The organism is Gracilibacillus massiliensis (genome assembly GCF_001458115.1).
Taxonomy (GTDB): Bacteria; Bacillota; Bacilli; order Bacillales; family Amphibacillaceae; genus Gracilibacillus; species Gracilibacillus massiliensis.
In genome coordinates, this window is the sequence record NZ_CZRP01000011.1 from 141,925 (window position 1) to 164,525 (window position 22,601).

At 35.5% G+C, this 22,601-nt stretch carries 17 protein-coding genes, 1 pseudogene and 1 riboswitch; of the genes and pseudogenes, 15 read left to right on the forward strand and 3 right to left on the reverse strand.

What is annotated here, in order from left to right:
* Positions 1–69: 69 nt before the first annotated feature.
* The 13 genes and pseudogenes from BN3107_RS04500 to BN3107_RS04560 form a co-directional block, all read left to right on the forward strand.
* Positions 70–1,536: pseudogene (locus tag BN3107_RS04500) on the forward strand (IS1182 family transposase); the annotation flags it as partial.
* 326 nt (positions 1,537–1,862) lie between these two features.
* Positions 1,863–2,870 carry an NADP-dependent oxidoreductase gene (locus BN3107_RS04505; RefSeq protein ID WP_058306434.1) on the forward strand — a complete coding sequence of 336 codons (1,008 nt, stop codon included), beginning with the start codon at positions 1,863–1,865 and terminating at the stop codon, positions 2,868–2,870.
* A gap of 167 nt (positions 2,871–3,037) precedes the next feature.
* Positions 3,038–3,135, forward strand: a riboswitch (TPP riboswitch).
* A 141-nt stretch (positions 3,136–3,276) separates the two neighbouring features.
* A complete protein-coding gene (tenA, locus tag BN3107_RS04510; protein ID WP_058306435.1) occupies positions 3,277–3,960 on the forward strand; it encodes a thiaminase II in 684 nt (227 codons plus the stop codon).
* On the forward strand, positions 3,957–5,219 hold the full coding sequence (locus BN3107_RS04515; RefSeq protein ID WP_082631229.1) for an acetylornithine deacetylase: 1,263 nt from the start codon (positions 3,957–3,959) through the stop codon (positions 5,217–5,219). Before tenA ends, BN3107_RS04515 begins: the two co-directional genes overlap by 4 nt.
* A 381-nt stretch (positions 5,220–5,600) precedes the next feature.
* Complete coding sequence (locus BN3107_RS04520; RefSeq protein ID WP_058306437.1) at positions 5,601–7,130, forward strand: sensor domain-containing diguanylate cyclase; 1,530 nt, start codon at positions 5,601–5,603, stop codon at positions 7,128–7,130.
* 471 nt (positions 7,131–7,601) lie between these two features.
* Complete coding sequence (locus BN3107_RS04525) at positions 7,602–8,711, forward strand: diguanylate cyclase (protein WP_058306438.1); 1,110 nt, start codon at positions 7,602–7,604, stop codon at positions 8,709–8,711.
* Between the two features lie 465 nt (positions 8,712–9,176).
* Positions 9,177–10,325: a BMP family lipoprotein gene (locus BN3107_RS04530; RefSeq protein WP_058306439.1), complete on the forward strand. Its 1,149-nt coding sequence runs from the start codon at positions 9,177–9,179 to the stop codon at positions 10,323–10,325.
* A gap of 153 nt (positions 10,326–10,478) precedes the next feature.
* The gene (locus BN3107_RS04535) at positions 10,479–12,014 is read left to right on the forward strand and encodes an ABC transporter ATP-binding protein (RefSeq protein WP_058306440.1); all 1,536 of its coding nucleotides are present in this window, start codon (positions 10,479–10,481) and stop codon (positions 12,012–12,014) included.
* A complete protein-coding gene (locus BN3107_RS04540) occupies positions 12,011–13,060 on the forward strand; it encodes an ABC transporter permease (RefSeq protein ID WP_058306441.1) in 1,050 nt (349 codons plus the stop codon). The genes BN3107_RS04535 and BN3107_RS04540 overlap by 4 nt, the downstream gene beginning before the upstream one ends.
* The gene (locus BN3107_RS04545; RefSeq protein WP_058306442.1) at positions 13,061–14,014 is read left to right on the forward strand and encodes an ABC transporter permease; all 954 of its coding nucleotides are present in this window, start codon (positions 13,061–13,063) and stop codon (positions 14,012–14,014) included.
* A gap of 448 nt (positions 14,015–14,462) precedes the next feature.
* Positions 14,463–16,391: a fructose-1,6-bisphosphatase gene (gene fbp, locus BN3107_RS04550; RefSeq protein ID WP_058306443.1), complete on the forward strand. Its 1,929-nt coding sequence runs from the start codon at positions 14,463–14,465 to the stop codon at positions 16,389–16,391.
* Between the two features lie 149 nt (positions 16,392–16,540).
* Positions 16,541–17,800 (forward strand): cytochrome P450, encoded by a 1,260-nt coding sequence (locus BN3107_RS04555; RefSeq protein WP_058306444.1) that lies wholly within the window; start codon positions 16,541–16,543, stop codon positions 17,798–17,800.
* Between the two features lies 1 nt (position 17,801).
* Entirely contained in the window at positions 17,802–18,023 is a 222-nt protein-coding gene (locus tag BN3107_RS04560; protein WP_058306445.1) for a hypothetical protein, read from the forward strand.
* A 341-nt stretch (positions 18,024–18,364) separates the two neighbouring features.
* Here BN3107_RS04560 and BN3107_RS04565 read toward each other — a convergent pair whose 3' ends face one another.
* The gene (locus BN3107_RS04565; RefSeq protein WP_058306446.1) at positions 18,365–19,207 is read right to left on the reverse strand and encodes an aldo/keto reductase; all 843 of its coding nucleotides are present in this window, start codon (positions 19,205–19,207) and stop codon (positions 18,365–18,367) included.
* Positions 19,208–19,361: 154 nt separating this feature from the next.
* On the opposite strand from BN3107_RS04565, the gene BN3107_RS04570 reads away from it, so the two are divergent.
* Positions 19,362–19,913: a DUF6241 domain-containing protein gene (locus tag BN3107_RS04570; RefSeq protein ID WP_058306447.1), complete on the forward strand. Its 552-nt coding sequence runs from the start codon at positions 19,362–19,364 to the stop codon at positions 19,911–19,913.
* 67 nt (positions 19,914–19,980) lie between these two features.
* Positions 19,981–20,700: an AAA family ATPase gene (locus BN3107_RS04575; RefSeq protein WP_058306448.1), complete on the forward strand. Its 720-nt coding sequence runs from the start codon at positions 19,981–19,983 to the stop codon at positions 20,698–20,700.
* A gap of 61 nt (positions 20,701–20,761) precedes the next feature.
* On the opposite strand, the gene BN3107_RS04580 is transcribed toward BN3107_RS04575, so the two are convergent.
* Both BN3107_RS04580 and BN3107_RS04585 read right to left on the reverse strand, forming a co-directional pair.
* Entirely contained in the window at positions 20,762–21,589 is an 828-nt protein-coding gene (locus tag BN3107_RS04580) for an ABC transporter permease (RefSeq protein WP_058306449.1), read from the reverse strand.
* 12 nt (positions 21,590–21,601) lie between these two features.
* Entirely contained in the window at positions 21,602–22,525 is a 924-nt protein-coding gene (locus tag BN3107_RS04585) for an ATP-binding cassette domain-containing protein (RefSeq protein ID WP_058306450.1), read from the reverse strand.
* Positions 22,526–22,601: the final 76 nt, after the last annotated feature.

The window sequence follows — 22,601 nt, forward strand, 5'->3', positions numbered from 1 at the left end:
CACTATAAAAACCCCCTAAATGGTATAATTAGTACGTCCAAATACCAAACCATTAGGGGGTTTTTCTTCATGCTTCGAAATCATTCAAAGCAATCTAGTTTTCACTCTGTATTATACGATAAAATTCCAGAAAATCATATACTAAAAGTCATTTCTTCTGTCATTGATTTTAGCTTTATTAATATATTGCTAGAAGACACCTATTGTAAAGATTTTGGGCGTCCAGCAAAAGAACCGGAAATGATGTGTAAGCTACTTTTTCTTCAACACTTATACAATTTATCGGACGAAAAAGTACAAGTAGAAGCTCGTTTAAATTTAGCTTTCATGTACTTTATAGGCATTAATCCTGAAGATGAATTACCCGACAAGAGTCTTCTTTCCAAATTTAGAACACATCGTCTTGGAGAGGATACACTTGATGGTATCCTCACAGAAATGGTACGTCAATGTGTGGAAAACGGCATATTACAAGGGAGTAGTGTGAGCATAGATGCCACGCACATTATGGCAAATACAATTAAGAAAACGCCTGAGCGTTTAATGAAGCATTTAGCACGAATGATTGTTCATGCATATGAAACAGAAACTGGAAAACAAATTGATGGTTTACCTGAAATACCAAATTATGAAGAATTATCCGATCACCGAGAAGCAAAAGCACGTATGAAATCTTACTTGGAAGAAGTGATCGATCATGTGGAAAAGCAAATGACAGACGATCATGAGCTTACCAGCTCCTGGATTCAGAAGGCGAAGGACATTCTTTATGACCCTAAATTTATAAATCAAAAAGGGGTTCGCTCCATTGTGGATGAAGATGCAAGGGTAGGTCGCAAAAGTAAAACAGAATCGTTTTATGGATTTAAAGCAGAATTTATGATGACTACTGTGGAACGCATTATTACGGCCGTTCGTACGGGACACGGTGCTTATTTGGATGGTAGCTTCATGAACGAGATATTGGAATTAACACTTAAAAGCGGAATGACTATCGAAGAAGTATATGGAGACAAAGCTTACTTTAGAAAACCAATATTAGAAGCAATTGAAGCCATAGAGGCACAACCTTTTATTCCAGTTAGTTCTACCGTATATCGTATAGATGAATCTAATTTTACTTATAACAAAGATTCGGATGAATGGTCCTGTAGCCAAGGTAATACCACGGTCAAAAAGAAATATTTCACATCAAAAAACAAGGACGGGGAAAGGCAAGGATATAAGTATTATTTTGATATCGAGCAGTGTAAAGCATGTCCGTTACATGATTTGTGCGCTAAAAAAGCAGCACGTAGAATTCTAACAGTTGGTTTAAATACGGCAGAGTTCTACGACATATCTCAATATCAAAAGAGAGAAGAATTTAAAGAAAAATATAAAAAAAGAGCTTCTATTGAAGGGAAAAATGCGGAGCTTAAACGATTCCATGGCCTATCTCGAGCAAGGGGATATGGTCTATTCAGCGTGTCTCAACAATCAAAGTTAGCAGCAATAGCAACAAACATTAAGCGGATAGCAGCAATAGCATCCGCCTAATAGCCTCAAATACCCCTAAAAAATTACCGAAAATTCATACAAAAACAATTTTTGGCTTTGTTTAGAATCCCTTCTTTACTATCTCCAATAAAAAACATTACTTTTTCACTGATCCCGGACGGTTCTTGATGTTTCATAAAAGGAATCTATTATATTTATATGCGGTCTCTCTGGGGGGAGATCACTTATCCTTAACCGTAGTTATCGCTAAATAAAAAGAAAAATAAGTAGAGTTAAAATTAATAAGCAAGTAACTTTAGCTAGAAGCTCATTTCTGTTATTTTAAGGAAGAAGAAACTTTAATAATATTTGGAGTGATAGACATGAGTATAAACAAACAAATTCTTTTAGCAAAGCGACCAGAAGGAACACCTGATAAAGATACATTTAAATTTGCAGAAACAGATATAAAAAAGCCGGAAAATGGGGAAGTGTTAATTCGCACAATTTATGTCTCCGTTGATCCTTACATGCGTGGCAGAATGGTTGATGCTCCTTCCTATGTTCCACCATATCAAATAGATGATGTGCTTGGCGGAGGAGCAATCGGTGAAGTAGTCGAATCTAAGTCATCGCAATTTGCAATAGGCGATATTGTCCTGGGCAGCTATGGCTGGCAAAGCTATTATACTGCGAAGGAAGATGAAGTGAGGAAAATAGATAAAGATATTGCACCGATTTCTACTCATTTAGGTATTTTAGGTATGCCAGGTTTAACCGCATATTTCGGATTGCTTGACATTGGTAAACCAAAAGAGGGCGAAACAGTGGTTATTTCTGGAGCGGCAGGTGCTGTCGGCTCCGTTGTAGGCCAAATTGCTAAAATAAAAGGCGCACACGTTGTCGGAATCGCTGGTACCGATGAAAAGAATCAATATTTAAAAGAAGAATTGCATTTTGATGAGACAATTAACTATAAGACTACCTCTAATTTGCAGGAAGATATCGCAAAAGCATGTCCGAATGGAGTCGATGTTTATTTTGATAACGTCGGTGGAGAAATATCTGATGCGGTTCACTCAAATCTAAATAAATATGCACGAATCTCTATTTGTGGAGCGATATCAAGTTACAACCTCGAAGGAGAAGATATCGGACCACGTATTCAAACAACACTGATTAAGAAAAGTGTCTTAATGCAAGGTTTTACATTAGGAGACTTTGCAGACCGATTCGCCGAAGGTTCTAAAGCACTTGCACAATGGCTTCAAGAAGACAAACTCAAATATGAAGAAACTATAAAAGAAGGCTTCGACAAAATCCCAGAAGCATTCCTTGACTTATTTGAAGGAAATAATATCGGAAAGTTATTAGTTAAAGTTGATGAATAGCAAACTACGAGTTTTATCATAACCAACATAAAAAATAACATATTAATAAACACAATGATAATTAGTGGAGCCTTAATATGTTCACCGTGCTATGAATTCACAGGTTAATTTATTTTGCTTTTCCAAATATTTGCTAGTATACTAATAATGGAAATTAAATATTGCGTAAATTCGACTAGGGGAGCATGAAGATGCTGAGAGAGTAATTCGACCCTTTGAACCTGATCTAGTTAACACTAGCGTAGGGAAGTGGAATTGGTAGATATATAGATTGTTTCACTATTCTGTATATTACTAACCCTTCTCCCTGTAATGGTGATGGGTTTTTATTATGCAATTACACCTGCTTCTCTGGCTACTAAATGGATTTTACTATCTATTATTAAGTAAAAAAGGAGAGTGTAAAATGAGCAAATTATTTACAGATCGTCTATGGGAAAGGGTAGAACCGATTTGGAGTTCTTATTTGGATCATCCTTTTGTTAAAGGTTTAGGTGACGGTACATTAGAGCAGGAAAAATTCGAACACTGGTTAAAGCAAGATTATGTATATCTCATCGATTATGCGAGACTTTTTGCAATAGGTAGTGCGAAAGCGGAGGACCTAGAAAAAATGACGGTCTTTGCCAAACTTTTACACGGAGTATTAGATGTGGAAATGGATCTACATAGGAAGTATGCAGCTGATTTTGGTATTTCTAAAGAAGAACTCGAAGCGACTGAACCATCTGCGATAACAACGGCTTATACAAGTTATATGTTAAATCTATCTCAGCGCGGTGGAGTGGAAAATGTTGTCGCTTCTGTGCTCGCATGTGAATGGAGCTATAATTTTATCGGAAAGTCTTTGGCAAAATGGCCAGGAGCTCTTGATGATAATTTCTACAAAAGCTGGATCGAAATGTATAGTTCGAATGAATTTACCGACTTAGCCGAAGAGACTAAGCAATTGATGAATCAGGTCACAGAAGGGAAGCCTGAACATGAATTAGCTCAAATCGAAGAAATTGTAGTGAAAACTAGTCAATTTGAGTATATGTTTTGGGATATGGTTGACAACAAAGAGAATTGGCCGGTGAATGCCCGATGAGAGAATCAGCACTTGCAAGTCTTGTAGATGAAAGAAAAGAAGAATTAAAACATATTTTATCAAAGCTTATTAGTTATCCAACCGTAAGCCCACCAGCTAGAAACACATCTGAAATCCAAGCATATATTGCAGATTTTTTAGAAAAAATAGACTTTTGCACAGAGCGTTGGAATGTCTTCCCTAATGATCCTAACCTTGTCGGAATTAAGAAAGGAAAACAACCTGATGTATACAACAGTCTGATTATTAACGGACATATTGATGTGGCAGATGTGGGAGACGATTCGAGTTGGACAGTGTCACCTTTTTCCCTTACAGAGCAATCAGGTTATCTTTACGGACGTGGTGTTTCGGATATGAAGGGAGCAGTCGCATGTGCCTTATTCGCAATGAAAGTATTACATGAAAAGGGAATTGAATTAAAAGGCGATCTGCAGCTGCAGACTGTAATTGGTGAGGAAGTAGGGGAAGCTGGTACTCTTTCTTGCATCGAAAAAGGATATAAGGCTGACTTTGCATTGGTTATCGATGGAAGCGATCGTGAGATACAGGGACAAGGAGGCGTCATCACAGGTTGGATCACTGTAAAAAGTAAAGAAGTTTATCATGACGCGATGCGCGCTGAATTAAATGAAACTGGTCACGGAGCAAGTGCGATAGAAAAAATGACAAAAATTATTGAAAACTTACATAGATTAGAAAAAGAATGGGCAGATACAAAGCAATACCCAGGTTTTAAAAAAGGAACGACCACTATAAATCCTGCTGTAATTGAAGGAGGACGACATCCTGCTTTTGTTGCTGATGAATGCCGCCTTTGGATTACTGTACATTTTTACCCTAATGAAAATTATCGAGCAGTATCAAAGGAAATAGAGCAATACTTACAGCGATCTGTTCAGAAAGATCCTTGGTTTCAGAATAATCCCCTTCTTTTCGAATGGGGAGGAAAATCAATGATAGAAGACCTGGGAGAAATATTCCCGTCTGCTGAAGTAGACCCCGAACATCCAGCGATCAAGCTCTTGGAAAAATCCCATTATGCAGTGGAACAGAAGACTACGTCAATTGGTATGTCAAAAACGGTTACAGATGCAGGATGGTTCAATGATGCCAGGATTCCAACAGCAATTTATGGTCCGGGAAAATTGAGCGAAGCACATTCGGTGGATGAAAAGGTTGAATTGGAAGAATTAATTTCCTTTACTAAAACGTTACTTACCTTCATTCCTGAGTGGTGTAATACAAAAAAGAAATAATAAAGAAGGCTATGCATTCATTCATAAAAATGAATAATGTATAGCCTTTTATAATTAGGTAAGAAATTAGCAGATGGTTAACAAGTCATTGATTAATTGGAATTCTAGGACTTAAGGATAGGAACAAGAATCACAGTTTATTTGAGTACTATTGTTGTACTAATGAAATTTTGCTTAAAGATATGAACGAAAAATTTTCAAAAACTAGTAAAAATGTAATATACTTATCATAAACAAAAGGAACTAGAGTTATCCTGAAATATAGAAAAAATCTATCGTAATGACTATAATTGGTAAGTTGAAAAAGCGCTATGCATAATATTAGTTTTATAAATAATAACTCTGCATATGTAAGTTTTGTAGAAATAGTAGGTGACTTCTTTGAATATTCTGTTTTATTTCATCTTGTATCTTATACCAGCTTGTATATTCATCTTTATGGCAGGCATGATTTACAGTCATAATCGTCACAGTGCAAGGCACATTACGTGCAGTTTATTGTATATTTGTACATCGATGTGGTTTTTTGGTGTATTTACATCTTTAGTTATATATCCGAAATACTTTAATACTATTATTATTTATTGGATTAATGGAGCCATACTTATTGGGGCTTTATTAGCTCTACACCTCTGGTTAATGAATGCTAAGATGTATAATTCTAGGAATGGTAAGTTATTTAAACTTTTATTTATTCCGGGCATTCTTTTATTAATGACAATACCTATAGATTCATGGATGTTATCGTCGGATGCGAGTTCCCAAGAAGCACTATTCATACCCGGAACTGGTTTATATTTGATATGGATAGTTGATTTTATCTATCTTTTTATAAATATTATTCTTACCGTAATTGAAATGAAAAAAGGAAATAATGCTGCAAAATTATGGCTTAAAGGAATAGCCCTATATTTTGTTTGGACAGTTTCATTGTTAACACTATCTATATTATTTCAGGGTACTAGTTTGTACTTCTTTTATTACTTCATTCCACATGGATCATTATTCTGGATGATTGCTATTTTCCTTAGTATGTCAAGGTATGATTATTTATCGTCTTATGAAAAAAAGTATAATATACTATTTCAACGCGCTCCGCTAGGAATACTTATTTTGGATGAGAAAGCGAAGGTGGTGGAGGCAAGTCCGAGGATTTTTTCATATCTAGCTGTGGAACAGCAGGATCTGATTCAATCTCCATTAGTGTCTTTTTTGGGTGGGGTAGACAGGCTAGTGTTTATGGGTAAGTATCAAAAGTCTTTTGCAGAGGAAATTAAGCTAAAAAATGCAGAGTTATCGTTTGAGAACAAAGCAAAACAAAGAAAAACGGTAGAGGTGGATTCTGATTTTATTCAAGTAGAGGAAAAAAGGTTACAAGTTATTATGGCTAAGGATATTACGGAAGCTAAAATAAAAGAAGAGAGAGTACAGTATTTGGCTTACCACGATATGCTAACTGGTTTACCAAATCGTGCTGCATTTGAAAAGAAAATAGCTGATCTATTAAGCGAAAAAGAAATTTTCTACTTACTGTTGTTAGATTTAAACAAATTAAAGCAAATAAACGATACATACGGCCATCAAGCAGGAGACTATGCTATACAGCGTGTCGCAAATATTATTAAAGGAGTAGTACCAAGTAAATATCATGTTGCTAGATTAGGAGGAGATGAATTCGTTTTGTTATTTAATGTTGATGAATCGGAGCAGATTGTTAAAGAAATAAGAAGTCAGCTATACTTGCCGATGACGTTATTCGATGATAAAACAATTAGTTTATCTGCTAGTATCGGTGTTAGTCGCTATCCCTCTGATGGAGAGACAAAAGATGAGTTATATAGAGTAGCGGATAAACGCATGTATGCAGAAAAGAAGAATCTCGATAGAGAGAAGGGAGAAAAGACGGAATGAAAGAAGATGTCTTTGATTTGACATTACCCATTTATCCATCTTTTCAAAGCAATTATATTAAATAGCGAGTTAAATCCTAAAGTGATAAGTAATAAATCAAATATATAATAAATAAATTAAGAATGGTAAAGGTTAATATGGTCTCAACTCACCTCTGTATCAATTACTACTTTATGAGCGGATTACCTTTACCTTATTTGTTTGAGAAGCAGCAGTTTGTTGCCAAGGTTTCTTCTTTATTTTTCTGTATTATTTTTTTACCTTCTTTTTACTCCATAATTTAAAACATGGGTGTTCTTTATAAGATAAAAATCCGTCGTCTAATCTCAATGCATCACAGTGACAATATCTATCAAAAACCGTCAAAAAACCTCATCATACCTTTGACGCGAGTCGAAAATAGTATTATAATAAAATTCAATAAAAAGAACGATTATAAAGTTATAAAAAAGTAGATAGGAGTAAAAGGGTATGGACTACTTAGTGCAATTTCAATTAAATATTTTTGCCTTAATGGTGCTGGTTGTTCTATATATTATTATCAAGATGAAGGCAAGAGTTAAAAGCTTCGGTAAGAAATTGCTGAAAATATTGATGATGATGTCTGCTGTTGCTATTATTATAGAACCGTTAACTTGGATATTTGATGGTATGCAGTTTCCTGGCGCTTATTTCCTGGAGTATTCAACTAATTTCATCTTATTTATGATGGGACCAATCATCGGCGGATTGCTACTGGCTTATGTTGATTATCATATTTTCAAGGATCCCCAAAGAGTTTACAAAAAAGGTTTTTATCAACATTTAAGTATCCTCACGTTCGTTATTTTAATCATTAACATCTTTCATCCAGTGTATTTCAATGTAGAACCTGTGACGAATAGTTATAGTAGTGGTGACTTCAAATCCCTTCATTACTTTGTTCTAGCAAGTCTATATATCTACATGCTCTACTTTTTATATAAAAACAAAGATAGAATCCACACCTATGTAGCCACTATATTTATTATTTTCTTTATGCTTCCAATCATTGGAATGGTTGTCCAGTTATTCGATTCAAAGCTTTACTTTTCTTGGACCTCTATTGTTCTAGCTATTTTAGTTGCTTATATTTTTCTTGAAACTACATCTACAGAAGAAGACTTCCTTACAAAATTATATAATAGGCAAAGTTATGAAACATACTTACAACATTTGTTGGAAGAAAACCGGTCATTTGGCATTTTGCTGATCGATTTAAATTATTTTAAAGAGATTAATGATCAGTATGGGCATGATGTAGGAGACCATGTACTTATTGAATTCGCAACGATATTGAAAAAGGTGTTCTCAAATTCTGGTTTTGTTTCTCGTCTTGGAGGCGATGAATTTATCGTAGTGGTGGAGAATCAGGTGGAGAGTACTGAATCCCTTATTGCTGATATTAGAAATTTATTACAAAAGAATAATAATCCATTTATTCAACAATTGAGTTTCAGTTATGGGTATCAGACGTATAATGAATTGATGACCGTTGATGAACTTTATTCGACGGTAGATAAGAAAATGTATCAATATAAACGTGAAATGAAGACGGTTTAATTTAATTCAACTCATACGTTTTTCAATCAACCATGATAGCTTATGTATCAACTATATTAATAATAACCGATTGCCTTTACAGATAAAAGCAGTCGGTTTTTCTATGTGTTTATTAAATTAGTGTTGACTTGTTGGACGTCATACCTATATAATAAAAACAACGAAAGAAAGGGTTTTCATTTGGAGTTTTATAGGATTTGTTTTTTATCAAATGGGGAGTATGGAGGAGATGATAAAAGTATTGTTTTACTAACAATAAAGAATGTTTCATTTTTGTTACAGGATTATGAATTTTATGAAATGTTTTTTTACAATTGTATTTATAATTTTCATCAATAGTGGTACTATTAATTCAGCTTTCAGAAAAAATCATCATTAAAGGATGTCCTGAAAGAATCATGCAAGGAGAATGCATTTGCGTATGCAAATTTCCTTACATAAATATAAAAAACAGGAGGGGACACGATGAAAAATCGTACATTTTTATTATTTGTTTTAGTGTTAACATTAGGTCTGTTTTTAGCTGCATGCGGTACAGAAACAGAAGAAGAGGGCACTGAAGACACTTCAGGAACAGAATCAGAATCAACTGAAGGTGCAGAAGAAAATACAGAAGATGCTACCGAAGAGGAAGCTGCTTCTGGAGATTACAAAATTGCAATGGTTACCGATATCGGTGGTGTAGACGATAAATCCTTTAACCAATCTGCTTGGGAAGGTATTACAGCGTGGGGCGAGGAAAATGGTTTAACTGAAGATGAAGGTTATGATTATGCTCAATCAAATGAAAAAGCTGATTATATGCCGAACATTACTCGTTTTGTTCGTGATGAATATAACTTAGTGTATGGTATTGGTTTTGAATTAAAAGAAGATATTCAAACAGCTGCAGATCAATTCCCTGAAACTAATTTTGCTTTAGTAGATGATACTGTAGATGCACCAAATGCTGTCAGTATTACATTTAAAGAACACCAAGGTAGTTTTTTAGTAGGTGTGGCGGCAGCCTTAAAAACGACTACAAATAAACTTGGATTTGTTGGTGGCGTTGATTCTCCTCTAATTAAAAAGTTCGAGTCAGGTTTTATTGCTGGTGCTAAATCAGTAAATCCTGATATTGAAGTAGATGTACAGTATGCAGAATCATTTGCAGATGCTGCTAAGGGTAAATTAATAGCAACCAATATGTATGATAATGATATTGATGTTATTTATCACGCTTCTGGTGCTACTGGTAATGGTGTATTTAACCAAGCGAAAGATATAAAACAAAATGACCCTGAAAGAGAAATCTGGGTGATTGGTGTTGACCGTGATCAGCATGAAGAAGGAGAAATCAATGATCACAATGTAACACTAACATCAATGGTTAAACGTGTAGACGTTGCAGTTCAAGACGTTGCTGACCGTGGAATGAATGGCGAATTTCCTGGTGGAGAATTACTTGAATATGGTATAGAAGAAAATGGTATTACATTTGCTACAACAAATGAAGAAGCAATGACAGAAGAAATTATTACTTCTGTTGAGGAATGGCAAGAGAAGCTTCTGAATGGTGAAGTAGAAGCACCTCAAACAACTGAAGAATTAGAAGCATACGAAGGTTCATTATAAGGTCTATAGAGAAGGCTTAAGCATAGCCTTCTCTACTATTTTGTAATTCAAGAAAATTTCCAATGAAAAGGTCTTTTCTTGTAAGAGGCCTTTTCATTGCACATTTTTAGTAACAAAGATATAAATAGTATGTTTAATATAGGGGTGAAACGAGTGGAATATGCAATAGAAATGCTAAATATACGAAAAGAATTTCCTGGAATTGTCGCCAACGATGACATTACCATCCAGTTGCAAAAAGGTGAAATCCATGCATTATTAGGTGAGAATGGCGCAGGTAAATCTACATTAATGAATGTACTGTTTGGTTTATATCAACCTGAAAAAGGGGAAATTCGTGTCAATGGTAAAGCGGTACACATTTCAAATCCGAACATCGCCAATGATTTAGGAATCGGTATGGTTCACCAACATTTTATGTTAGTAGAACCTTTTACAGTAACACAGAACATTGTGCTTGGAAGTGAACCTACCAATAAACTTGGGAAAATTGATCTGGCTAAAGCTAGAAATGAAATACAAGAACTATCTGATCGTTATGGACTACAAGTAAATCCTGATGCCAAGATCAGTGAAATATCAGTTGGTATGCAACAGCGTGTGGAAATTTTAAAAACACTTTATCGAGGTGCAGAAGTATTAATTTTTGATGAGCCGACAGCTGTTTTGACACCACAGGAAATTAAAGAATTGATTGAAATTATGCGTTCCTTAGTCAAGGAAGGTAAATCAATTATTTTAATTACCCATAAGTTAAAGGAAATTATGGAAGTGTGTGAACGGTGTACTGTTATTCGTAAAGGGAAAGGGATTGGAACGGTTAATGTTTCTGAGACCAATTCGACGGAACTTGCTTCGTTAATGGTTGGTCGCGAAGTAAATTTTAAAACCGAGAAGATCACAGCTCAGCCTACAGACACGGTGCTTCAAATTAAAGATTTATATGTCAGAGATGCACGTAAAGTAGATTTAGTAAAAGGATTGGATTTAGAAGTTCGTGCAGGAGAAATAGTTGGTATTGCAGGAGTAGATGGTAATGGACAATCGGAATTAGTAGAAGCAATTACTGGATTAAGTAAAGCGAGATCGGGTTCGATTAAAATAAATAATAAAGAAATTTCAAATCTTTCTCCTCGTAAAATTACCGAGAGTGGCGTGGGACATATTCCACAAGATCGTCATAAATATGGGTTAGTATTAGATTATTCCATTGGTGAAAATATTGTTCTGCAAACCTATTATCAGAAGCCTTATTCAAAAGCAAAGGTGTTAAGCTATAAGGAAATTTTTGATAAGGCGACCAACATTATCGAAGAATATGATGTAAGAACGCCTAGTGTTTATACCAAAGCCCGAGCTCTATCCGGTGGTAATCAACAAAAGGCTATCATTGGTCGGGAAGTTGACCGTTCGCCTAATCTATTAATTGCCACACAACCAACTCGTGGTTTGGATGTAGGGGCAATTGAATTTATTCATAAAAAGTTAATTGAAGAGCGTGATAAAGGCAGAGCGATTCTACTCGTATCCTTTGAACTAGATGAAATTATCAATGTTAGTGATCGAATTGCCGTTATGTTTGATGGAAAAGTAGTGGCTAACGTAAAACCAGAGGAAACAAATGAACAAGAGCTTGGTCTGCTGATGGCAGGTAGCCAGGTAAATAAGGCAGGTGAGACAAGTCAATGACATCTATTAGCAAAAAGTTTGGATTATTAGTTCCTATTATTTCTGTAATTATTGGTTTATTAGCAGGTGCTCTCATTATGCTATTATCTGGCCATAATCCGATTGAAGGGTATGCAGCATTATGGGCTGGTGCTTTCGGTGACTCCTATACGATAGGTGAGACAGTTCGTCGTTCCACGCCCTTAATATTAACTGGTTTAGCAGTAGCGTTTGCCTTTAAAACAGGACTGTTTAATATTGGTGCAGAGGGCCAAGTGATTGTGGGTTGGCTTGCGGCTATCTGGATTGGGCTTGCCATAGATGCACCGATGATTATTCATTTACCACTTGCCATATTAGCAGGTGCTATTGCTGGTGGACTTTGGGGGTTTTTGCCTGGTCTATTAAAAGCAAAACTAGGTGTACATGAAGTTATTATAACGATAATGATGAATTATATTGCATTACATATAACAAATGCTATTATTCGTAATGTTCTTACAGATCAAGGTACAACAACAGAGCCAATAGCAGGTACCGCTTCTTTAGCGTCCGAATGGTTACAAACAATTACTTTTTATTCGAGAGTTCATTATGGTATTTTAATCGCTTTATTTGCAGCATTTGTCATGTGGTTTATTATTGAGCGGACTACTTATGGTTACGAGCTCAAATCAGTAGGGTTTAATCGCCATGCATCCAATTATGCTGGTATGAATGTAAGTAAAAATATCATTTTATCCATGGTTATTGGTGGGGGCTTTGCAGGCCTTGCAGGTGCAATGGAAGGTCTAGGAACATATGGAACCATTTCAGTCATGTCTGGATTTACGAATCTCGGCTTTGATGGAATTGCCGTTGCATTACTCGGAGCTAACAATGCCTTTGGTGTGATATTAGCAGGTATTCTCTTTGGTGTGCTAAAAGAAGGGGCGGGAGAGATGCCTACAGCAGCTGGTGTTCCAACAGAGCTTGTTGATATTATTATCGCTCTTATTATTTTCTTTGTGGCATCTAGTTATATTATACGCTGGGCTTTATCTCGCTTTAAGAAGGAGGGGAAATAGATGTTTGAAGCATTACAATCGATTATTCCAACCGTTCTATTCTATTCAGCTCCTCTTATTTTGACGGCCTTAGGTGGAGTATTTAGTGAAAGATCTGGTGTTGTTAATATAGGTTTAGAAGGCTTAATGGTAATGGGTGCATTTGTTGGTATCGTATTTAATTTAACATTTGCGGATGTATTTGGTATTTGGACACCGTGGATCTCGATTTTGGTGGCGATGGTGATAGGTTCGATATTTTCGATTATCCATGCTGTTGCTTCCGTAACTTTTTATGCCAATCAGGTTGTCAGTGGGGTTGCAATCAACATGCTGGCGTTGGGTATCGGCGTATATTTAACCAAGGTTTGGTATGGAAAAGGTCAGACAGATATGGTGGATCGCCCATTCTACACGATGGATATTCCGGTATTAGCAGATATTCCAATCATTGGACCGATTTTCTTTGAAGGAATTTATATTACTTCTTATCTAGCTCTTATTTTAGCTTTTGTTGCTTGGTATGTATTATATCAAACACCATTCGGCTTACGTTTACGAGCTGTTGGGGAACATCCTATGGCAGCAGATACGAATGGTATCAAAGTGGAAAGAATGCGTTATATAGCTGTTTTACTTTCAGGTGCTTTTGGTGGACTGGGTGGATCTGTATTTGCCTTGACCATTGCATCGAATTTCTCCCACTCTACGATTGTCGGTCAAGGTTTTATGGCTTTGGCAGCCGTTATTTTTGGAAAATGGCATCCACTTGGAGCAATGGGTGCAGCACTATTCTTTGGACTTGCTCAAAGCCTAAGTGTAGTAAGCTCTGGAATCCCTCTATTAGCAGATATTCCACAAGTAGTATTACTAATTGCGCCTTATTTACTAACAATATTAGCTTTAGCAGGTTTTATCGGACGTGCCGATGCTCCACGCGCAAATGGAGTGCCTTATATCAAAGGTGGCAGGTAAAAAAAGATTCAAAACAGTCTTGTTGTCATGAACAAGGCTGTTTTTTTATTAAGCAAGGAAAGTATATAATCAGCGGTATTAAGGCATTTGTTATCAAAGTAGTCATTTTGAAATGTAGTGTATATGAATCCACCGCTCCGGCTGCCCACTTCCCTTTCCGCGGCGTTTTCCCTTCAGCTAACTTTTTCGAGCACAAACCGCTCTAAAAAGTGGATCTTCAGGGAAAACAGATGCCACAGGAGTGGAAGTGGGCAAGCCGAAGCGGGTTTTAAATCTATTATCCATTTCAAAATTACTACTAAAAAGACAGGATGGGCTTTCCCGATTCCTCTTAATAACACAACATATATAATGAAATAATGACATTATATATGTTTAATGCTGTATTATTTATATAAATAATGTATAATATATTATAGAAATAGTACAGAAAGGGGTCTCCTCCGCGGTGAATACAAAATTTTTAGACTTATTAGCGCAGAATTTTGATTGTGAAGAGAAAGTGGTAACGGAAATTATTAATTTAGAAGCCATTTTAAATCTTCCAAAAGGTACGGAGCATTTTGTTAGTGATTTACATGGGGAGTATCAAGCATTTCAACATGTATTACGGAACGGATCAGGGAAAGTTAAGGAAAAAATAAGAGATATTTTTAAAGCAGAGTTGTCAGAAACAGAAATTAATGATTTTGCTGCATTAGTTTACTATCCAGAAGATAAGTTAAAATTAATTAAAAGTAATTTTGATCATAAAGAAGAGCTGAATAAATGGTATAAAGAAAAAATCGAACAAATGATTCAGCTTATATCCTATGCTTCTTCAAAATATACTCGTTCTAAGTTGCGCAAAGCCTTACCAACGCAATTCGTTTATGTTGTCGAAGAATTATTATATAAGACAGATGAATACACAAATAAAAAACCATATTATCAAAAAATTACCCAGGAAATTATTTCACTTGGTCAAGCTGATAAACTAATAACAGGTCTTGCTTATACAACACAACAATTAGTGGTCGACCATCTCCATGTTGTCGGAGATATATATGACCGTGGGCCAGAACCTGATAAAATTATGGATACGTTAATTAACTATCATTCACTTGATATTCAGTGGGGAAATCATGATGTATTATGGATTGGTGCTTTTGCTGGGTCAAAGGTTTGTCTCGCTAATATTATCCGAATCTGTGCACGTTACGATAATTTAGATATTATTGAAGATGTCTATGGGATAAACCTTCGTCCACTTCTCAATTTAGCTGAGAAATATTACGACGATAATCCAGCTTTCAGACCAAAAATTCATTCGGATAAGCCTTTAACCGAAGAACAATCGCAAATAACAAAAATACACCAAGCAATTGCCATGATCCAATTTAAATTAGAAAGCCCAATCATTAAAAGACGTCCTTATTTTAATATGTCAGAACGATTGCTACTTGAAAAAGTAGATTATGAAAAAAATGAAATTACGATATATGGAAAAACATATCCATTGGACAATACTTGTTTTGCCACTATTAATCCAGAACAACCTGATCAACTTTTAAAAGAAGAAGAACAAGTGATCAATAAATTACTGTTTTCTGTTCAAAATTCTGAAAAACTAGCGAGACATATGAAGTTTTTAATGAAAAAAGGCAGTCTCTATTTAAAATACAACGGTAATTTATTAATTCATGGCTGTATACCAATAGATGATCAAGGTAATATGGAACAAATGAAAATAGAAGGAAAAACCTATGCAGGACGTGATTTATTAGATGTATTCGAACAATATTTACGCTATGCCTTCTCCCATCGCGAGATAACAGATGACCTTGCAACAGATATGGCATGGTATTTGTGGACGGGGGAATATTCGTCCCTGTTTGGCAAAAGGGCGATGACAACCTTTGAGAGATACTTTATAAAGGATAAGGCCACACATAAAGAGAAAAAAAATCCTTACTATTATTTAAGAGAAAATGAAGAAACGTGCCGTAATATTTTGGAAGAATTCGATCTTGACCCAGATCAAGGTCATATTATTAACGGTCATACGCCGGTAAAAGAAATTGATGGGGAAAATCCGATTAAAGCAGATGCCAAAATGATTGTGATTGATGGTGGATTTTCTAAAGCATACCAATCAACTACAGGTATTGCAGGGTACACATTATTGTATAATTCATACGGAATGCAGCTTGTTGCCCATCAACAATTTAAATCGAAAGAAGATGTATTATTGAACGGTACAGATGTTTTGTCGGTGAAAAGAGTAGTAGATAAAGAATTAGAAAGAAAAAAAGTGTTGGAAACGAATGTCGGCAAAGAACTATTAGAGGAAATAGATATGCTGAAAAGTTTGATGGAATATCGATATATGAACTAATGTGAAGATTACATTTTCTGCTATACGCATAACGATTAGATACCCTATAATCGTTATGCGTTTTTTAGTATTTTCTAAAATACAGGTGTTTATATGTTGATTTACAAGGGAAAAATAATGACAACTGAACGATTATGGGAGTAGTGATCATGTCAAAAAATAATATACCTCAAGATAAAGGTTTAGATCATACGCTTCAAGTGCTTAAAGAAGGATATCATTTCATTATGAATCGATCCGATAAATTCGATTCACGCATTTTTGAAACAAGACTATTAGGTGAAAAAGTGATTTGCTTAACCGGTGAGGAACAAGCAAAGTTGTTTTATGATAATGAAAAATTTATAAGAAAAGATGCAGCACCTGGAAGAATTCAAAAAACACTGTTTGGCGAAGGTGGTGTTCAAGGATTAGACGGAAGTGAACATCATCATCGAAAGGCAATGTTTATGTCATTGATGACAAAAGAAAGATTACAAGAAATAAAAGCTTTTACTTATGAAGAATGGAACGAAGAATTCTCAGGAATGATTCAAAAAGAAGTTAACGTTTATGAGGCGGCAAAGCGAGTGTTGACACATGTTGCTCTCCGTTGGACGGGCATACCGTTAGAACAGTCTCAAGCAGAAAAATGGGTGGATGAATTAAGTGACTTATTTGAGAATGCTGCCGATATAGGACCGAAACATTGGAAAGCTAGAAGATCGCGCGCAAAAGCAGAAGGTTGGTTAAAAAAATTAGTTGAAAACGTTCGTGATCAGCGAATAGATGTTGAAGAGGAAAGGGCAGTTTATCAATTCTCGTGGCACCGTGATTCTCAAGGGAATTTGTTGGATTCTGGAATCGTAGCAGTGGAATTGTTGAACTTATTACGTCCTATTGTTGCGATTTCTGTATACGTAGATTTCACAGTCCTGGCACTTCATGACTTTCCAGATGAAATTAGGAAACTAAAAGACGAGGAAAAAGTAAAACAATTTATTCAAGAAGTTAGAAGGTACTATCCTTTCTTTCCTTTTACATCTGCTAGAGTAAAAAGGGATTTTATTTGGAATGATTATACCTTTAAAGAAGGAAGGTTGACCTTATTAGATTTATATGGCACCAATCATGATCCATCTATTTGGAAGAATCCTAATCAATTTTATCCAAATCGTTTTGAGAGTTGGCATGGCTCACCATTTGATTTTATTCCTCAAGGGGGTGGTGAATTTGATATTGGTCACCGTTGTGCAGGCGAATGGATAACCATTGATATTCTAAAAGTAACCTTAGATTATTTTGTTCATGGTATTCAATTTGATTTTCCCGCTCAAAACTTTAACTATAGTATAAATGAGATTCCGGCATTACCAAAAAGCAGAATATCTATTAGTAATGTGCGTCATACTTCAAAGGAGGAAAGTTAAAATGAGTAATAAAAGAGAAAGGGAAGAGGTAAAAAATAAAGAGAAGGTAGATAACCAACGCAAAAGTGTGCATGATGAGAAACGCCCGGATTTGTATAAATTTAAAGAACAACAACTTGTCGACGATATCCCTTTAAAAGATTTAGAAATCGAAGAAAAGAACAATAAGAAAAAACATAACAGTCAAAGTTCGTCACAGTCAGAAGAAAAATATAAAAGCTAGCATTGTAAAAACAAATATATCGGACAAATCAAGAGGGAAAGAGCGCCCCTTTTGTCCGATAAATGGATATATCGGACAAAACAGGGTGAGAAGAGCGCTTCTTTTGTCTGATAAACGGATATATCGGACAAAACAGGGTGAGAAGAGTGCTTCTTTTGTCCGATAAACGAATATATCGGAGAAAACAAAGGAAGAGGAGCACCCCTTTTGTCCGATAAACAATAATTTCGGCAAAATCAAGAGAATTGAAAAGTCTATTGTGATAGATATATAAGGTTATAGAAGAATAATATTAAAAAAAGGTGACGCTAAAATAAGACTTTAGCGTCACACTTATCTTCTTAAAATTCCTCGTACACTGCTGGGTTTTGATCATTCATTCTGCCGTCAGGTCGAGTTAGTTGAGCAAGTGAATCCATATCTTCATAATCTAAAGCAAAATCAAAGATAGAAATATTTTCTAATTGGCGTGAAGGTGAAGATGATTTAGGGATACTGACAGCACCGAGTTGATAATGCCAACGTAAGATGACTTGTGGAATTGTTTTGTTATATTTATTGGCGATAGCTTGAATTGTTTCATTCTCAAACACGTCACTACCGCGGGACAATGGACTCCAAGATTCTGTTATGACTCCATGTTTTTCATGCCATTCTCTTTGCTCTTCTTGATTGAAAAAAGGATGGAGTTCAATTTGATTAATTGTTGGTAGTACACCAGTTTCATTCTTCAAGCGCTCTAAATGCTCTGGTAAGAAGTTACTCACTCCAATTGAGCGAATCAATCCCCATTTTTTTGCATCGATTAATGCTTGCCATGCTTCTATATATTTTCCTTGAATTGGGTTTGGCCAATGGATAATATATAAATCATAATAGTCTAGATTTGCTCGATATAAAGATTCTTGTATTGTCGTTACAGCATCGCTATAACTATGGTATCGACCAGGCAATTTTGACGTAATGCGTAATGCTTCTCTAGGCACGGTCGTTTTTCTGACAGCTTCACCAACTGTCCCTTCGTTTTCATAATTATAGGCGGAATCTATTAGACGATAACCATTATCAATTGCACTAGTGATAGCAGTAACCCCATCACTACCTTTCAGTTTTGCTGTACCTAGACCAATACTAGGAATTTTCAATCCATCATGTAATGTCACTTCAGGTATTTGTGAACGCATTATCCCACTCCTTTTAAATATGTTATATCTATTAATTACCACTAAATAGATGGTTTGTAAACGTAAACAAAAAAGGTTTTAAAAATATCTTTCACTTTCCACTATTCACAATATTTGGTAACCTATACATAGATCAAGTGGTGGAGGTTGTGACATGAAAAATAAAATGTTAGGCATTATAGGATGGATTGTTGCTCTTGGGTTAGGAATTGCAGTTATTGGTTTCGCTATTTTTATTATATTTGCATTGGTGTCGGAAAATAGTGCGGACGAAGCTAGTCAAGATGAGACGAATGAAAAGGAAGTAACAGAGTCTGTAGCAGATAAAGAATCCAAACAACAGGATCAAGAAAGCATACAAGAAGAAGTACAAGAAGTAGATGAAGAAAAAATTCTAAGCGAAAATTCCTTCATGAACACTCTCCATAAAATGACCCACCAGAAGATTCACGCCGAAGAAAAATGGGGAGCTGTTGAAATAACGCAAGACCGTATCGATTTGATGCTTAACATTGCCAAAGATTCCACATTTACTCATCGCGATTTTTATATGCAGGCATTAACAGCTTGGCAAACTGGTAACTTTAGTAATGCAGTCGAAGTCCACAATTATATTTGGGAACGACAAAATGGAACGATAGGTCGAGCGTCAAGACTTTTAACAGAGGAAGAAGAACAACAATATGTAGAAAAATATTTCGAATAAAAAACGATCGTGGGAAAAAAGTTTATATGTTATAAACGAACCACATTAATTAAAGGAAGGCGAATAGATGTTTTTAAAACGAATTACCCTTCAACAAGAAACGATCCCATCCTATCAAACTTATCCCTTTTCTATACCAGCCATAAAACATTTCAATCAACTAGACATAACTAGTAATATCACTTTTTTTGTAGGAGAAAATGGTTCGGGTAAATCAACTTTACTTGAAGCTATTGCGGATAAAGCAGGTTTTAACACGGCAGGAGGGGGACGAAATAATACCTATCATGTCGATGCTGCTGAGTCAGCACTAGCAGACTATATTCAACTTTCATGGTTACCAAAAGTAACAAATGGTTTCTTTCTACGAGCAGAAACGTTTTACCAATTTGCTTCTCATATTGATGAAGTGGGAGCAAGCCATGCCTATGGTGGCAGATCGCTTCATCATCAATCACATGGCGAGTCCTTTTTATCGTTATTTCAGCATCGTTTTCATCAAAAGGCAATCTACTTATTAGACGAACCAGAAGCAGCATTGTCACCACAACGACAGCTCGCTTTTTTGCGTGTCTTACACGATTTATCCACCGATGGGAATAGTCAATTTATCATTGCGACGCATTCACCGATTTTATTGGGTTATCCTGATTCAGACATTAATAGTTTCGACAATGGTGAGATAAATAAAGTGAATTATGAGGATACCGACCATTATCAAATAACAAAATCGTTTCTTGACAATCGAGAGCGATATTTACATGAATTATTTAAAGATGAAGACTAGTTGTATGATAGAGCATAGTCTAGTTAATCCAATTATGCTCTATCATCATTTGAAAACATTCTTAGGCGTGAGCCCGCTTAAAACTAACGGTTGCAATCGCTACAAATAAAACGGCAAATCCTAAAATAAATACTATTTCTTCAAACACAGAAACCTGTCGACCAAATACAGTTAGATTAAGTCCCATCGTTTCCCTGACTGTTGCAGATAAACTATCGACATCAATCATTATTTTTTTCATGACGTCCACCCCGTAGGTGACAGGGTTTAGCTTAACGACAATATCAAGCCAGAAAGGCATATTATTAATAGGAAATAGTGCCCCCGATAAGAATATCATCGGCATCACTAGAATCTGGACAATTAATTGAAACCCTTGTGTTGACTTAATCATACTAGCAAATAATAGACCAACACCTGATAATGCTGCACCAAGTAAAAACATAAAAGGAATAACTAGGAGGAGCGAAGTTATACTATAGGACAGCCCAAGGAATGGAATTAAAAGAAATAAAATAACGCCTTGAATGGTAGATACCGTTGCCGCACCTAACATTTTTCCAATTGCGATACTAACACGCGAGATAGGTGAGACTAGCATTTCTTTCATATAGCCAAAATTTTTATCCTCAATGACAGACATCGCTGAAAAAATAGCAGTCATTAATAGAGTCATAGCTACAATCCCGGGAAATATGAATTCTACATAGTTAAAGTCTCCTGAATCTTCACCCAAATTTCCCGTCATCATCGTTTCCATAGTACCGCTAAGACCACCACCAAATATTAATAAAAATAAGATAGGCATCGTAAATGAACCAAATAATCGGGCGCGATCCCTAAAAAATTTCTTTAAATCTCTTTGCCAAATGGCGATAATACCTTCCATTTCAAAACCTCCTTATTCTTTAATTTTGCGACCCGTGAATGCTAAAAATACATCATTTAATGTCGGCTTTCGTATATTTAATTTCGTAATAGGAATTTCTAATGTTTTAATAAATGAGGAAATAAAAGCATCACTACTGGCAACTTTTAAATGAATGGTATCCTCTTCTACTTTTACTTCTGCACCTTCGATTTTTTCGTTGATTTCTTCAAGGGCTGTTTGATTATCTTCTGTTGACAATTCTATAATGTCGCCACCTAGTTGGTCTTTTAATGCTTTTGGTGAATCAATTGCGATAATTTCCCCTTGATCCATAATGGCGACACGATCACTGATTTCTGCTTCATCTAAATAATGTGTGGTGAGAAACATCGTGATGCCTTCTTTTTCTTTTAGTTTTAATATATATTCCCATAAATGGGCACGTGTGTTAGGGTCAAGACCTACTGTTGGTTCGTCTAAAAAGAGTACTTTTGGATAATGCAGTAGACCTCGTGCAATTTCCAGACGTCTTTTCATTCCACCAGAATATTCTTCAATACGTTGATTTTGTTCGTCGACTAAATCGACAATTTCTAATACCTCTTGTATCCGTGGATTTCGCTTTTCTTTCGGTACATTATAAAAGCGGCAGTGTAGTTTTAGATTTTCATTCGCAGTAAGCTTCTCATCTAACGTATTTTCCTGAAAAATAATACCGATACTGCCACGAACATCGTCTTTTTGTTTATTGGCATCAAACCCATTAATGATAATGTCGCCTGCAGTTGGTTTTAACATGGTACATATCATATTGATTGTTGTACTTTTTCCAGCTCCATTTGGTCCAAGGAAGCCAAAGATTTCTCCTTCTTCGACATCGAAACTAATTCCTTTAACGGCATCTACTTTTTTATACGTCTTTGTTAAATTTTTGACTGAAATGATAGAATCCAATATGTAACCTCCTTACAAATTAAATAGTTATGTTATAATAACTATTATCCTTTGTATCAAATATAAAGTCAATTTT